Consider the following 12,921-nt stretch of genomic DNA (forward strand, 5'->3'; position numbering starts at 1 on the left):
CACAGTGCCCATCCCGCCGGACCCCCGCCCGGCGCGTCGGGCCGAAAACACCGTTCCTGGGACAAACCCTCCAGGGAGGCGACCCAGCGGGTTTAGTGCGCAGCGTGACCGTTAGTTTCTTCGTGATCATATGTTGCGGACAGGGCTGGGTGGCTGGTTACTGTCCGCGAATCGGTCGACCTTGGTGAGGGCCTGCATGCTTATCGCTCTGGGGTCCGCGATGATCGCGGTCTTCATGTATTTGATCTTGTCGAAGCGGCTTGCGCCGACTTTGGCGCTGGTGTTGGTGCCGTTGAGCTTCGCTCTAGTCGCGGTCGGTACGGGGATCGCGGAGCCGAGCGAGGACGGGGTCGTCAAGTCGATCACGGCGGCGATGAAGGACTTCGCGCCGACCGCGGTGTTGTTGTTCTTCGCGATCATCTTCTTCGGGACGATGATCGATGTCGGGTTGTTCGATCCGTTGATCCGGTTCGTGCTGCGCGCGGTGAGCAACGACCCGGTCCGCCTGGTCGTGCTGACCGCGGTCCTGGCCGGGGTGGTCTCGCTCGACGGGGACGGGTCGACCACGTTCATCATCACGGTCTCGGCGTTGCTACCGATCTATCTGCGCCTGGGTTTGAGCCCGGTGGTGTTGACCGTGGTCGCGAATCTGGCTAACGGGGTGCTCAACATTCTGCCCTGGGGTGGGCCGACCGCTCGGGCGGCGACAGCGTTGAACGTGTCGCCTTCGGAGCTGTTCAACCCGATGGTCCCGAGTATGGCGCTGGGAATGGTCACGGTGCTGGTCCTAGCCTGGCTCCTCGGCCGGTCGGAGCGGAAGAGGCTTGCCGCGGCGGGTCGGTCGTTGCCGGTCGTCGCCGCCGAGTTCGACCCCGACCGTGGCGGTGACTGCGTTCCTGAGCAGGTCCCTGAGAAGGTCGGCGCGGCGCAGCTCGCGCCGACAGAACCCGGCACCGGCGGTATCGGGGGGGCCGGTTCTGACGGGCAGCTCCCGCTCGGTGCAACCGCCGCGGCCGGTGCAGATGTCACGGGCGGTGGGGCCGTCGTGGCTGGGGGGGACGGTACTGGTGGGGTGAGAACCGGTCCTGGGGATGGGTTCATCGCTGTGGGTGGGGTGTTGGATCCGAACCGGCCGACGCTGCGTCCGAAGTTGATCTGGTTCAACCTGGCTTTGACCGTGGCGCTGCTGATGGTGCTGGGGTTGGACGCGTTGCCGTTGTCGCTGGTGTTCGTCGCTGCGGCGGCGATCGCGCTGGTGGTGAACTTCCCCCGTCCTGCTGATCAAGTCACTGCGGTCACTGCGCACGCGAGTTCGATCGTGGCAGTGGTGGCGATGGTGTTCGCCGCGTCGGTGTTGGTTGGAGTGCTGTCGGGTACCGGGATGGTCACGGCGATGGCGAACGGGATCGTCGCGACGGTGCCGCCGGAGGTTGGGTCCTGGTTCGCGGTGATCGTCAGCGTGCTGAGCATGCCGTTGACGTTCTTCCTCACCAACGACGCGTTCTACTTCGGGATCCTGCCAATCCTGTCCGAGGCGGCCGGGCACTACGGCATCACACCGGTGGAGATGGCCCGGGCGGCGCTCATCGGGCAGCCGGTGCACATGACCAGCCCGCTGGTTCCGGCGATGCTGTTGTTGGTGTCGTTGGCCAAGGTCGACCTGGCTGATCACCATAAGAAGGTCATCTGGCGGGCTGCGGTGTGCTCGCTGGTGATGATGGCAACGGCGATCGCGCTGGGAGTCATCCCCCTCGGCTGACCAGTGCTGCGTTGCCTCGCCCGGTGGGGCGGCCTCGACTCCCCGGGGGCCGCCCCACCGGTGCGTGCGGGCGTTCTGCCCGGGTTCCGCAGTTCGTGGGCAGACCTGGGTTCCGCAGCTGCTGTCCGATGAAAGTGCCCGGATAGGGAGTCTGAGCTGGGGAGACGGGTGTCGGCCTGGTGACATGTCGTGTCACTAGGCGGCGGTGTTGTCCCTGGTCAGGGCGTTGTGGACGGCTCGGTGTCGAGGTCGAGGATCCGCGGCGGCAGGGCGATGTCGAGGACCTGGTGCAGCCGCCGGACCTCGGCGCTGGGTGGGGTGGTCTGGCGGAACAGCCCGGCCGGGCCGGTGAAGATGCCGACGTGCAGGCGCTGTAACTGGTCGCGGGCGCGGGGCCAGGTCGTGGCCTGGTCGGGGGCGCCGGCCTGGGTCTCGACGACGCGGGCCAGGAGCAGTGCGAGCCAGCAGGGCACGACGTGCGCGCGGATGCGGTCCTCGAGTCGGTGATAGACCGGCCGCAGGTCCAGGACCTGCTTCATGTCCCGCCAGCCGCGCTCGACCTCCAGCAGCTGCTTGTAGCCCAGCGCGATGTCCTCAGTCGGCAGGTGCGGATCGCAGGTGCGCAGCAGGTACTTCCCGTCCAGCTTCGCGTCCGCGGTGATCCTTGCGGCGTCGACGCGGAGCAGCCCGCCCGGTGTGACGCGCAGGAACCGGTTCAGCCCAGGCTTGGTGGAGATCACCCCGCGCAGCTCGGCCCGCTTCGTCGGCGACAACCGATCGGAGGTCTCGATCATCGTTTCGAGCCGCTCGACGAGGTTCGCGCGGACCGCGGCGTCCCGGTCGGCGGCGTCGGGGTTGTGGCAGACCACGAACCGCTCGGTGTCGCTGATCTTGACTTCCTTGACCCGCAGGTTCGCGCTGACCTCCTGAAGCGCCCCGGGAGTGGTGGAGGCTCTGATCCCACGGAAGGGTGGAGATCGTGCCGGCACCGAGGAAGTTCAGCAACGAGATGCGTGAGCGCGCGAAGCGGATGGTCCGCCAGGCGCGTCAGGAGGATCCGGGGCTGTCGGTCAACGCTGCGTGCAAGAGGATCGGTCCGCAGCTGGGGATCCTGCCCGACGCCCTCCGGGGGTGGTGTCGCCAGGCCGACATCGATGACGGCGTCACCCCAGGTGTGACCACGGTGGAATCCGACGAGCTCAAGCGGCTACGGCAGGAGAACGCCGAGCTGCGGCGGGCGAACGAGATCCTCAAGACCGCGTCGGCGTTTTTCGCGGCGGCGGAGCTCGACCGCCGTATCCGCTGATCGTCGCCTACATCGACGCTCACAAGCACCGGTTCGGGGTCGAGCCGATCTGCGCTGTCCTGCGCGCCCAGGGCATCGCGGTCGCCCCGTCGGGCTACTACGCGCACAAGAACCGGGCTCCGTCGCGGCGGACCCTGAGCGACGCGACGTTGGCGGAGACGATCGAGGCCGCGTTCTTCGACCGCGACAAGGGCCGTGGGGTCTACGGCGCCCGCAAGATGTGGCACCAACTGCGCCGCGACGGGGTCACCGGTCGAACAGGTCGGCCGGTGGCGCGCTGCACGGTGGAGCGGCTGATGCGCCGTCTCGGGCTGCGCGGGGTGCGCCGCGGGCAGCCGGTGATCACCACCCGCCCCGACGCCCAGGCCGGGCGGGCACCGGACCTGGTCGATCGGGACTTCACCGCGGCGAGCCCGAACCAGCTGTGGGTGGTGGACATGACGTATGTGCCGACGTGGTCGGGGACGGTGTTCACCGCATTCGTGTCCGATGTGTACTCACGCCGGGTGGTCGGGTGGCGCTGCGCGTCCAGGATGCCCACCGAGCTCCCGCTCGACGCCCTGGAGATGGCGTTATGGACCCGTGAACGCGCAGGTCAGACCACCGACGGACGTCTGGACGGGTTGATTCACCACTCCGATGCCGGGTCCCAGTGCACAGCCATCCGCTACGGCAACCGGCTCGCCGAAGCCGGCGCGGTGGCCTCGATCGGGTCGGTCGGCGACTCCTACGACAACGCCGCCATGGCCAAGTCGCTGATCGGGCTCTACAAGTCCGAGTGCGTCCGCCGCGACGGGCCGCTGCGCACCGTGGAGGACCTCGAGCTCGCCACCGCGTCCTGGGTGCACTGGTTCAACTGTCTCGTGCCGGGTTTGGTGGAGGGCAGCAACTCCAGCGAGGATGAGAAGCGATGGCTGCCCCACAGAAGTACCCCGATGAGATACGGGAACGAGCGGTCCGCATGGTCCGCGACATCAAGGCCGAGCCCGGCGGCTCGGCCAAGGGCGCCTGCCGGCGCGTTGGTGACCAGCTTGGGATCAACCCCGAAACGCTGCAGGGCTGGGTCAACCAGGCCGAGATCGACGACGGTGACCGGCCGGGGGTGAGCACCGGGCGCGCTCAGGCGGTGGAAGCATTTGCCTCGATGAGTTCGCTGAATACCTCGGAGGGTTTCTTCCAGTCGAAGATTTTACGGGGTCGGTCGTTGATGTCGCTGGCGATCATGGCCAGATAGGTGGGGTCGGAGGGGATCTCCACGCCTTTGGGGGGGTACTCGCGCACGATGCGGTTGAGGTTCTCATTGCTGCCCCGCTGCCAGGGGGAACGCGGCCGGTCGGAGTAGACTGGCATCGAGCCCTTGGTTACGGTGTGGTGGGCGGCCATCTCTGTGCCGCAGTTCCAGGTCAACGACCGGCGCATCACCTCGGGGAGCCCGGCGGTCGCGGTGATCGCACGGCGGCTCCCCGAGGTGATGCGCCGGTCGTTGACCTGGAACTGCGGCACAGAGATGGCCGCCCACCACACCGTAACCAAGGGCTCGATGCCAGTCTACTCCGACCGGCCGCGTTCCCCCTGGCAGCGGGGCAGCAATGAGAACCTCAACCGCATCGTGCGCGAGTACCCCCCCAAAGGCGTGGAGATCCCCTCCGACCCCACCTATCTGGCCATGATCGCCAGCGACATCAACGACCGACCCCGTAAAATCTTCGACTGGAAGAAACCCTCCGAGGTATTCAGCGAACTCATCGAGGCAAATGCTTCCACCGCCTGAGCGCGCCCGGTGCTCACCCCCGGCCGGTCACCGTCGTCGATCTCGGCCTGGTTGACCCAGCCCTGCAGCGTTTCGGGGTTGATCCCAAGCTGGTCACCAACGCGCCGGCAGGCGCCCTTGGCCGAGCCGCCGGGCTCGGCCTTGATGTCGCGGACCATGCGGACCGCTCGTTCCCGTATCTCATCGGGGTACTTCTGTGGGGCAGCCATCGCTTCTCATCCTCGCTGGAGTTGCTGCCCTCCACCAAACCCGGCACGAGACAGTTGAACCAGTGCACCCAGGACGCGGTGGCGAGCTCGAGGTCCTCCACGGTGCGCAGCGGCCCGTCGCGGCGGACGCACTCGGACTTGTAGAGCCCGATCAGCGACTTGGCCATGGCGGCGTTGTCGTAGGAGTCGCCGACCGACCCGATCGAGGCCACCGCGCCGGCTTCGGCGAGCCGGTTGCCGTAGCGGATGGCTGTGCACTGGGACCCGGCATCGGAGTGGTGAATCAACCCGTCCAGACGTCCGTCGGTGGTCTGACCTGCGCGTTCACGGGTCCATAACGCCATCTCCAGGGCGTCGAGCGGGAGCTCGGTGGGCATCCTGGACGCGCAGCGCCACCCGACCACCCGGCGTGAGTACACATCGGACACGAATGCGGTGAACACCGTCCCCGACCACGTCGGCACATACGTCATGTCCACCACCCACAGCTGGTTCGGGCTCGCCGCGGTGAAGTCCCGATCGACCAGGTCCGGTGCCCGCCCGGCCTGGGCGTCGGGGCGGGTGGTGATCACCGGCTGCCCGCGGCGCACCCCGCGCAGCCCGAGACGGCGCATCAGCCGCTCCACCGTGCAGCGCGCCACCGGCCGACCTGTTCGACCGGTGACCCCGTCGCGGCGCAGTTGGTGCCACATCTTGCGGGCGCCGTAGACCCCACGGCCCTTGTCGCGGTCGAAGAACGCGGCCTCGATCGTCTCCGCCAACGTCGCGTCGCTCAGGGTCCGCCGCGACGGAGCCCGGTTCTTGTGCGCGTAGTAGCCCGACGGGGCGACCGCGATGCCCTGGGCGCGCAGGACAGCGCAGATCGGCTCGACCCCGAACCGGTGCTTGTGAGCGTCGATGTAGGCGACGATCAGCGGATACGGCGGTCGAGCTCCGCCGCCGCGAAAAACGCCGACGCGGTCTTGAGGATCTCGTTCGCCCGCCGCAGCTCGGCGTTCTCCTGCCGTAGCCGCTTGAGCTCGTCGGATTCCACCGTGGTCACACCTGGGGTGACGCCGTCATCGATGTCGGCCTGGCGACACCACCCCCGGAGGGCGTCGGGCAGGATCCCCAGCTGCGGACCGATCCTCTTGCACGCAGCGTTGACCGACAGCCCCGGATCCTCCTGACGCGCCTGGCGGACCATCCGCTTCGCGCGCTCACGCATCTCGTTGCTGAACTTCCTCGGTGCCGGCACGATCTCCACCCTTCCGTGGGATCAGAGCCTCCACCACTCCCGGGGCGCTTCAGGAGGTCAGCGCGAACCTGCGGGTCAAGGAAGTCAAGATCAGCGACACCGAGCGGTTCGTGGTCTGCCACAACCCCGACGCCGCCGACCGGGACGCCGCGGTCCGCGCGAACCTCGTCGAGCGGCTCGAAACGATGATCGAGACCTCCGATCGGTTGTCGCCGACGAAGCGGGCCGAGCTGCGCGGGGTGATCTCCACCAAGCCTGGGCTGAACCGGTTCCTGCGCGTCACACCGGGCGGGCTGCTCCGCGTCGACGCCGCAAGGATCACCGCGGACGCGAAGCTGGACGGGAAGTACCTGCTGCGCACCTGCGATCCGCACCTGCCGACTGAGGACATCGCGCTGGGCTACAAGCAGCTGCTGGAGGTCGAGCGCGGCTGGCGGGACATGAAGCAGGTCCTGGACCTGCGGCCGGTCTATCACCGACTCGAGGACCGCATCCGCGCGCACGTCGTGCCCTGCTGGCTCGCACTGCTCCTGGCCCGCGTCGTCGAGACCCAGGCCGGCGCCCCCGACCAGGCCACGACCTGGCCCCGCGCCCGCGACCAGTTACAGCGCCTGCACGTCGGCATCTTCACCGGCCCGGCCGGGCTGTTCCGCCAGACCACCCCACCCAGCGCCGAGGTCCGGCGGCTGCACCAGGTCCTCGACATCGCCCTGCCGCCGCGGATCCTCGACCTCGACACCGAGCCGTCCACAACGCCCTGACCAGGGACAACACCGCCGCCTAGTGACACGACATGTCACCAGGCCGACACCCGTCTCCCCAGCTCAGACTCCCTATCCGGGCACTTTCATCGGACAGCAGCTGCGGAACCCAGGTCTGCCCACGAACTGCGGAACCCGGGCAGAACGCCCGCACGCACCGGTGGGGCGGCCCCCGGGGAGTCGAGGCCGCCCCACCGGGCGAGGCAACGCAGCACTGGTCAGCCGAGGGGGATGACTCCCAGCGCGATCGCCGTTGCCATCATCACCAGCGAGCACACCGCAGCCCGCCAGATGACCTTCTTATGGTGATCAGCCAGGTCGACCTTGGCCAACGACACCAACAACAGCATCGCCGGAACCAGCGGGCTGGTCATGTGCACCGGCTGCCCGATGAGCGCCGCCCGGGCCATCTCCACCGGTGTGATGCCGTAGTGCCCGGCCGCCTCGGACAGGATTGGCAGGATCCCGAAGTAGAACGCGTCGTTGGTGAGGAAGAACGTCAACGGCATGCTCAGCACGCTGACGATCACCGCGAACCAGGACCCAACCTCCGGCGGCACCGTCGCGACGATCCCGTTCGCCATCGCCGTGACCATCCCGGTACCCGACAGCACTCCAACCAACACCGACGCGGCGAACACCATCGCCACCACTGCCACGATCGAACTCGCGTGCGCAGTGACCGCAGTGACTTGATCAGCAGGACGGGGGAAGTTCACCACCAGCGCGATCGCCGCCGCAGCGACGAACACCAGCGACAACGGCAACGCGTCCAACCCCAGCACCATCAGCAGCGCCACGGTCAAAGCCAGGTTGAACCAGATCAACTTCGGACGCAGCGTCGGCCGGTTCGGATCCAACACCCCACCCACAGCGATGAACCCATCCCCAGGACCGGTTCTCACCCCACCAGTACCGTCCCCCCCAGCCACGACGGCCCCACCGCCCGTGACATCTGCACCGGCCGCGGCGGTTGCACCGAGCGGGAGCTGCCCGTCAGAACCGGCCCCCCCGATACCGCCGGTGCCGGGTTCTGTCGGCGCGAGCTGCGCCGCGCCGACCTTCTCAGGGACCTGCTCAGGAACGCAGTCACCGCCACGGTCGGGGTCGAACTCGGCGGCGACGACCGGCAACGACCGACCCGCCGCGGCAAGCCTCTTCCGCTCCGACCGGCCGAGGAGCCAGGCTAGGACCAGCACCGTGACCATTCCCAGCGCCATACTCGGGACCATCGGGTTGAACAGCTCCGAAGGCGACACGTTCAACGCTGTCGCCGCCCGAGCGGTCGGCCCACCCCAGGGCAGAATGTTGAGCACCCCGTTAGCCAGATTCGCGACCACGGTCAACACCACCGGGCTCAAACCCAGGCGCAGATAGATCGGTAGCAACGCCGAGACCGTGATGATGAACGTGGTCGACCCGTCCCCGTCGAGCGAGACCACCCCGGCCAGGACCGCGGTCAGCACGACCAGGCGGACCGGGTCGTTGCTCACCGCGCGCAGCACGAACCGGATCAACGGATCGAACAACCCGACATCGATCATCGTCCCGAAGAAGATGATCGCGAAGAACAACAACACCGCGGTCGGCGCGAAGTCCTTCATCGCCGCCGTGATCGACTTGACGACCCCGTCCTCGCTCGGCTCCGCGATCCCCGTACCGACCGCGACTAGAGCGAAGCTCAACGGCACCAACACCAGCGCCAAAGTCGGCGCAAGCCGCTTCGACAAGATCAAATACATGAAGACCGCGATCATCGCGGACCCCAGAGCGATAAGCATGCAGGCCCTCACCAAGGTCGACCGATTCGCGGACAGTAACCAGCCACCCAGCCCTGTCCGCAACATATGATCACGAAGAAACTAACGGTCACGCTGCGCACTAAACCCGCTGGGTCGCCTCCCTGGAGGGTTTGTCCCAGGAACGGTGTTTTCGGCCCGACGCGCCGGGCGGGGGTCCGGCGGGATGGGCACTGTGGGATCAGAGCCTCCACCACTCCCGGGGCGCTTCAGGAGGTCAGCGCGAACCTGCGGGTCAAGGAAGTCAAGATCAGCGACACCGAGCGGTTCGTGGTCTGCCACAACCCCGACGCCGCCGACCGGGACGCCGCGGTCCGCGCGAACCTCGTCGAGCGGCTCGAAACGATGATCGAGACCTCCGATCGGTTGTCGCCGACGAAGCGGGCCGAGCTGCGCGGGGTGATCTCCACCAAGCCTGGGCTGAACCGGTTCCTGCGCGTCACACCGGGCGGGCTGCTCCGCGTCGACGCCGCAAGGATCACCGCGGACGCGAAGCTGGACGGGAAGTACCTGCTGCGCACCTGCGATCCGCACCTGCCGACTGAGGACATCGCGCTGGGCTACAAGCAGCTGCTGGAGGTCGAGCGCGGCTGGCGGGACATGAAGCAGGTCCTGGACCTGCGGCCGGTCTATCACCGACTCGAGGACCGCATCCGCGCGCACGTCGTGCCCTGCTGGCTCGCACTGCTCCTGGCCCGCGTCGTCGAGACCCAGGCCGGCGCCCCCGACCAGGCCACGACCTGGCCCCGCGCCCGCGACCAGTTACAGCGCCTGCACGTCGGCATCTTCACCGGCCCGGCCGGGCTGTTCCGCCAGACCACCCCACCCAGCGCCGAGGTCCGGCGGCTGCACCAGGTCCTCGACATCGCCCTGCCGCCGCGGATCCTCGACCTCGACACCGAGCCGTCCACAACGCCCTGACCAGGGACAACACCGCCGCCTAGTGACACGACATGTCACCAGGCCGACACCCGTCTCCCCAGCTCAGACTCCCTATCCGGGCACTTTCATCGGACAGCAGCTGCGGAACCCAGGTCTGCCCACGAACTGCGGAACCCGGGCAGAACGCCCGCACGCACCGGTGGGGCGGCCCCGGGGAGTCGAGGCCGCCCCACCGGGCGAGGCAACGCAGCACTGGTCAGCCGAGGGGGATGACTCCCAGCGCGATCGCCGTTGCCATCATCACCAGCGAGCACACCGCAGCCCGCCAGATGACCTTCTTATGGTGATCAGCCAGGTCGACCTTGGCCAACGACACCAACAACAGCATCGCCGGAACCAGCGGGCTGGTCATGTGCACCGGCTGCCCGATGAGCGCCGCCCGGGCCATCTCCACCGGTGTGATGCCGTAGTGCCCGGCCGCCTCGGACAGGATTGGCAGGATCCCGAAGTAGAACGCGTCGTTGGTGAGGAAGAACGTCAACGGCATGCTCAGCACGCTGACGATCACCGCGAACCAGGACCCAACCTCCGGCGGCACCGTCGCGACGATCCCGTTCGCCATCGCCGTGACCATCCCGGTACCCGACAGCACTCCAACCAACACCGACGCGGCGAACACCATCGCCACCACTGCCACGATCGAACTCGCGTGCGCAGTGACCGCAGTGACTTGATCAGCAGGACGGGGGAAGTTCACCACCAGCGCGATCGCCGCCGCAGCGACGAACACCAGCGACAACGGCAACGCGTCCAACCCCAGCACCATCAGCAGCGCCACGGTCAAAGCCAGGTTGAACCAGATCAACTTCGGACGCAGCGTCGGCCGGTTCGGATCCAACACCCCACCCACAGCGATGAACCCATCCCCAGGACCGGTTCTCACCCCACCAGTACCGTCCCCCCCAGCCACGACGGCCCCACCGCCCGTGACATCTGCACCGGCCGCGGCGGTTGCACCGAGCGGGAGCTGCCCGTCAGAACCGGCCCCCCCGATACCGCCGGTGCCGGGTTCTGTCGGCGCGAGCTGCGCCGCGCCGACCTTCTCAGGGACCTGCTCAGGAACGCAGTCACCGCCACGGTCGGGGTCGAACTCGGCGGCGACGACCGGCAACGACCGACCCGCCGCGGCAAGCCTCTTCCGCTCCGACCGGCCGAGGAGCCAGGCTAGGACCAGCACCGTGACCATTCCCAGCGCCATACTCGGGACCATCGGGTTGAACAGCTCCGAAGGCGACACGTTCAACGCTGTCGCCGCCCGAGCGGTCGGCCCACCCCAGGGCAGAATGTTGAGCACCCCGTTAGCCAGATTCGCGACCACGGTCAACACCACCGGGCTCAAACCCAGGCGCAGATAGATCGGTAGCAACGCCGAGACCGTGATGATGAACGTGGTCGACCCGTCCCCGTCGAGCGAGACCACCCCGGCCAGGACCGCGGTCAGCACGACCAGGCGGACCGGGTCGTTGCTCACCGCGCGCAGCACGAACCGGATCAACGGATCGAACAACCCGACATCGATCATCGTCCCGAAGAAGATGATCGCGAAGAACAACAACACCGCGGTCGGCGCGAAGTCCTTCATCGCCGCCGTGATCGACTTGACGACCCCGTCCTCGCTCGGCTCCGCGATCCCCGTACCGACCGCGACTAGAGCGAAGCTCAACGGCACCAACACCAGCGCCAAAGTCGGCGCAAGCCGCTTCGACAAGATCAAATACATGAAGACCGCGATCATCGCGGACCCCAGAGCGATAAGCATGCAGGCCCTCACCAAGGTCGACCGATTCGCGGACAGTAACCAGCCACCCAGCCCTGTCCGCAACATATGATCACGAAGAAACTAACGGTCACGCTGCGCACTAAACCCGCTGGGTCGCCTCCCTGGAGGGTTTGTCCCAGGAACGGTGTTTTCGGCCCGACGCGCCGGGCGGGGGTCCGGCGGGATGGGCACTGTGAGTGATGACATCGGACCGTGTGAGTCCAGGTGAGTACGAGTCCGGGCCGGGGCGTGAGCTGACGGCCGAACAGGCCGCTGCGGCAGCGATGGTGACCGACGCGCGCGCCCGGGGGTTGGCGTTGACCGGCCCGGACGGGCTGTTGAAGCTGTTCACCAAGAACGTGCTGGAAGCAGCGTTGAACGAGGAGATTGAGGTGTTCTCAGTAGCGCGGTGATCATGTTGTGCGGTCGTGTTCGATGTGGAGTAGCACGAGCGCGGCGGCGGTGATAGCGCCGATCCGCCAGGGACACAGCGTGATCCGCCGTAGCGCTGCGAAGGTGGTTTTGAGCAGGGCGTTTCCTCGTGCAGGTAGCGGTAGGCGGTTGCGGTGCTGATCGTGTTGTCGGCCGCCAGGCGCGCCACACGGCTCGCATCGAGGAACCACCGCAGGACCAGGACCGCCTGGGCGACGGGGGCCAGAGCACGGCGACCGGTTCGGGTGCCACAGCGGGCACGTTCACCGGCCAGAAGCCGAGCCAGGGAGCCCACGGTGGGCTCCCTGAGGTTCCCCCCGCTTTGCCGGAGTGTCTGAACACTGGTTCGATCTTGAGGGCCAGGAAGGAAGGCACTGGTGCCCGCACCGAAAAAGTACCCCGATGAGCTGCGCGAACGAGCGGTTCGGCTGTATCGGGAGTCCGACCCTCGCCCGACGTTCCGGGGGCTCGCCGAGCAGCTCGGGGTGCATCACGAGGCCCTGCGCAACTGGGTCCGTCAGGCCGAGGCAGACACCGGCGAGCGCCATGATCGGCCGTCGACCGACATGCTCGCCGAGAACCGCCGGCTCGCGCGGGAGAACGCTGAGCTGCGGCGGGTCAACGAGGTCCTGCGCGCGGCGAGCGCCTATTTCGCCAGCGAGATCGGCCCGACCCGGAGGAAATCATGAGCTTCGTCGATGCCCATGATTTCCCGCCGGTTCGTACTACGGGTCCTGAACATCGCGGCCCCGACCTACTACGACTGGCGCGCCGCCGCGCGAACCCCTCTCAGCGGCAGCTCGACGACGCCGTCCTGCTTGAGCAGATCGTGAAGATCCGCTCGGTGAGCGAGTTCGCCACCACCTACGGATCGCGGGTGTGGCGAGTGCGCCGCCAGGGCGTGCACGTCGGGCGCAAGCGCGCGCTCGGATCATGCGCGAGCACG

11 protein-coding genes, 5 pseudogenes and 2 other annotated features are annotated in these 12,921 nt (G+C 67.7%); of the genes and pseudogenes, 9 read left to right on the top strand and 7 right to left on the bottom strand.

Annotated features, from left to right (window positions below; genetic code table 11):
• Positions 1 to 196 precede the first annotated feature (196 nt).
• Positions 197 to 1,759 (top strand): CitMHS family transporter, encoded by a 1,563-nt coding sequence (locus tag KPF47_RS13590; protein WP_374108823.1) that lies wholly within the window; start codon positions 197 to 199, stop codon positions 1,757 to 1,759.
• Between the two features lie 218 nt (positions 1,760 to 1,977).
• Here KPF47_RS13590 and KPF47_RS13595 read toward each other — a convergent pair whose 3' ends face one another.
• Positions 1,978 to 2,628, bottom strand: a complete 651-nt coding sequence (locus tag KPF47_RS13595) for a hypothetical protein (protein WP_224388533.1) — start codon at positions 2,626 to 2,628, stop codon at positions 1,978 to 1,980.
• Positions 2,629 to 2,768: 140 nt separating this feature from the next.
• On the opposite strand from KPF47_RS13595, the pseudogene KPF47_RS13605 reads away from it, so the two are divergent.
• Together KPF47_RS13605 and KPF47_RS40935 are read left to right on the top strand one after the other, a co-directional pair.
• A pseudogene (locus tag KPF47_RS13605) lies at positions 2,769 to 3,919 on the top strand (IS3 family transposase); the annotation flags it as partial.
• Positions 3,023 to 3,154: a sequence feature (AL1L pseudoknot), on the top strand. It overlaps the preceding pseudogene by 132 nt.
• A gap of 107 nt (positions 3,920 to 4,026) precedes the next feature.
• Positions 4,027 to 4,095: pseudogene (locus KPF47_RS40935) on the top strand (hypothetical protein); the annotation flags it as partial.
• A gap of 89 nt (positions 4,096 to 4,184) precedes the next feature.
• On the opposite strand, the gene KPF47_RS13615 reads toward KPF47_RS40935, so the two are convergent.
• Positions 4,185 to 4,415: a hypothetical protein gene (locus tag KPF47_RS13615; RefSeq protein WP_224389195.1), complete on the bottom strand. Its 231-nt coding sequence runs from the start codon at positions 4,413 to 4,415 to the stop codon at positions 4,185 to 4,187.
• Between the two features lie 37 nt (positions 4,416 to 4,452).
• Here KPF47_RS13615 and KPF47_RS13620 point away from each other — a divergent pair, with 37 nt between their 5' ends.
• Positions 4,453 to 4,836 (top strand): hypothetical protein, encoded by a 384-nt coding sequence (locus KPF47_RS13620; RefSeq protein ID WP_224389196.1) that lies wholly within the window; start codon positions 4,453 to 4,455, stop codon positions 4,834 to 4,836.
• On the opposite strand, the gene KPF47_RS40940 is transcribed toward KPF47_RS13620, so the two are convergent.
• Together KPF47_RS40940 and KPF47_RS13630 are read right to left on the bottom strand one after the other, a co-directional pair.
• Positions 4,722 to 5,045 (bottom strand): transposase, encoded by a 324-nt coding sequence (locus KPF47_RS40940; RefSeq protein ID WP_224388537.1) that lies wholly within the window; start codon positions 5,043 to 5,045, stop codon positions 4,722 to 4,724. The genes KPF47_RS13620 and KPF47_RS40940 overlap by 115 nt on opposite strands.
• Positions 5,046 to 5,101: 56 nt before the next feature.
• Positions 5,102 to 6,252 (bottom strand): annotated as a pseudogene (locus KPF47_RS13630) (IS3 family transposase); the annotation flags it as partial.
• Positions 5,867 to 5,998: a sequence feature (AL1L pseudoknot), on the bottom strand. Its footprint overlaps the pseudogene before it by 132 nt.
• A 140-nt stretch (positions 6,253 to 6,392) precedes the next feature.
• Between KPF47_RS13630 and KPF47_RS13640 the strand changes: the two are divergent.
• On the top strand, positions 6,393 to 7,043 hold the full coding sequence (locus KPF47_RS13640) for a hypothetical protein (protein ID WP_224388533.1): 651 nt from the start codon (positions 6,393 to 6,395) through the stop codon (positions 7,041 to 7,043).
• A gap of 218 nt (positions 7,044 to 7,261) precedes the next feature.
• Here the strand turns inward: KPF47_RS13640 and KPF47_RS13645 are convergent, their stop codons facing one another.
• Entirely contained in the window at positions 7,262 to 8,824 is a 1,563-nt protein-coding gene (locus KPF47_RS13645; protein ID WP_374108823.1) for a CitMHS family transporter, read from the bottom strand.
• A gap of 288 nt (positions 8,825 to 9,112) precedes the next feature.
• On the opposite strand from KPF47_RS13645, the gene KPF47_RS13650 reads away from it, so the two are divergent.
• Positions 9,113 to 9,763, top strand: coding sequence for a hypothetical protein (locus tag KPF47_RS13650; protein WP_224388533.1), 651 nt, complete (start codon positions 9,113 to 9,115; stop codon positions 9,761 to 9,763).
• Between the two features lie 217 nt (positions 9,764 to 9,980).
• Here KPF47_RS13650 and KPF47_RS13655 read toward each other — a convergent pair whose 3' ends face one another.
• Positions 9,981 to 11,543, bottom strand: coding sequence for a CitMHS family transporter (locus KPF47_RS13655; protein WP_374108823.1), 1,563 nt, complete (start codon positions 11,541 to 11,543; stop codon positions 9,981 to 9,983).
• A gap of 200 nt (positions 11,544 to 11,743) precedes the next feature.
• Between KPF47_RS13655 and KPF47_RS13660 the strand changes: the two are divergent.
• Positions 11,744 to 11,932: pseudogene (locus KPF47_RS13660) on the top strand (IS256 family transposase); the annotation flags it as partial.
• Positions 11,933 to 11,956: 24 nt separating this feature from the next.
• On the opposite strand, the pseudogene KPF47_RS40945 reads toward KPF47_RS13660, so the two are convergent.
• Positions 11,957 to 12,085: pseudogene (locus KPF47_RS40945) on the bottom strand (IS5/IS1182 family transposase); the annotation flags it as partial.
• 267 nt (positions 12,086 to 12,352) lie between these two features.
• Here KPF47_RS40945 and KPF47_RS13670 point away from each other — a divergent pair.
• Together KPF47_RS13670 and KPF47_RS13675 are read left to right on the top strand one after the other, a co-directional pair.
• Positions 12,353 to 12,664 carry a transposase gene (locus KPF47_RS13670; RefSeq protein WP_224388530.1) on the top strand — a complete coding sequence of 104 codons (312 nt, stop codon included), beginning with the start codon at positions 12,353 to 12,355 and terminating at the stop codon, positions 12,662 to 12,664.
• Positions 12,661 to 12,921 (top strand): hypothetical protein (locus KPF47_RS13675; protein ID WP_224389194.1); only part of this gene is annotated, 261 nt, incomplete at its 3' end. The genes KPF47_RS13670 and KPF47_RS13675, both read left to right, overlap by 4 nt.

The organism is Pseudonocardia sp. ICBG1293 (assembly GCF_020131355.1).
Lineage (GTDB): Bacteria > Actinomycetota > Actinomycetes > Mycobacteriales > Pseudonocardiaceae > Pseudonocardia.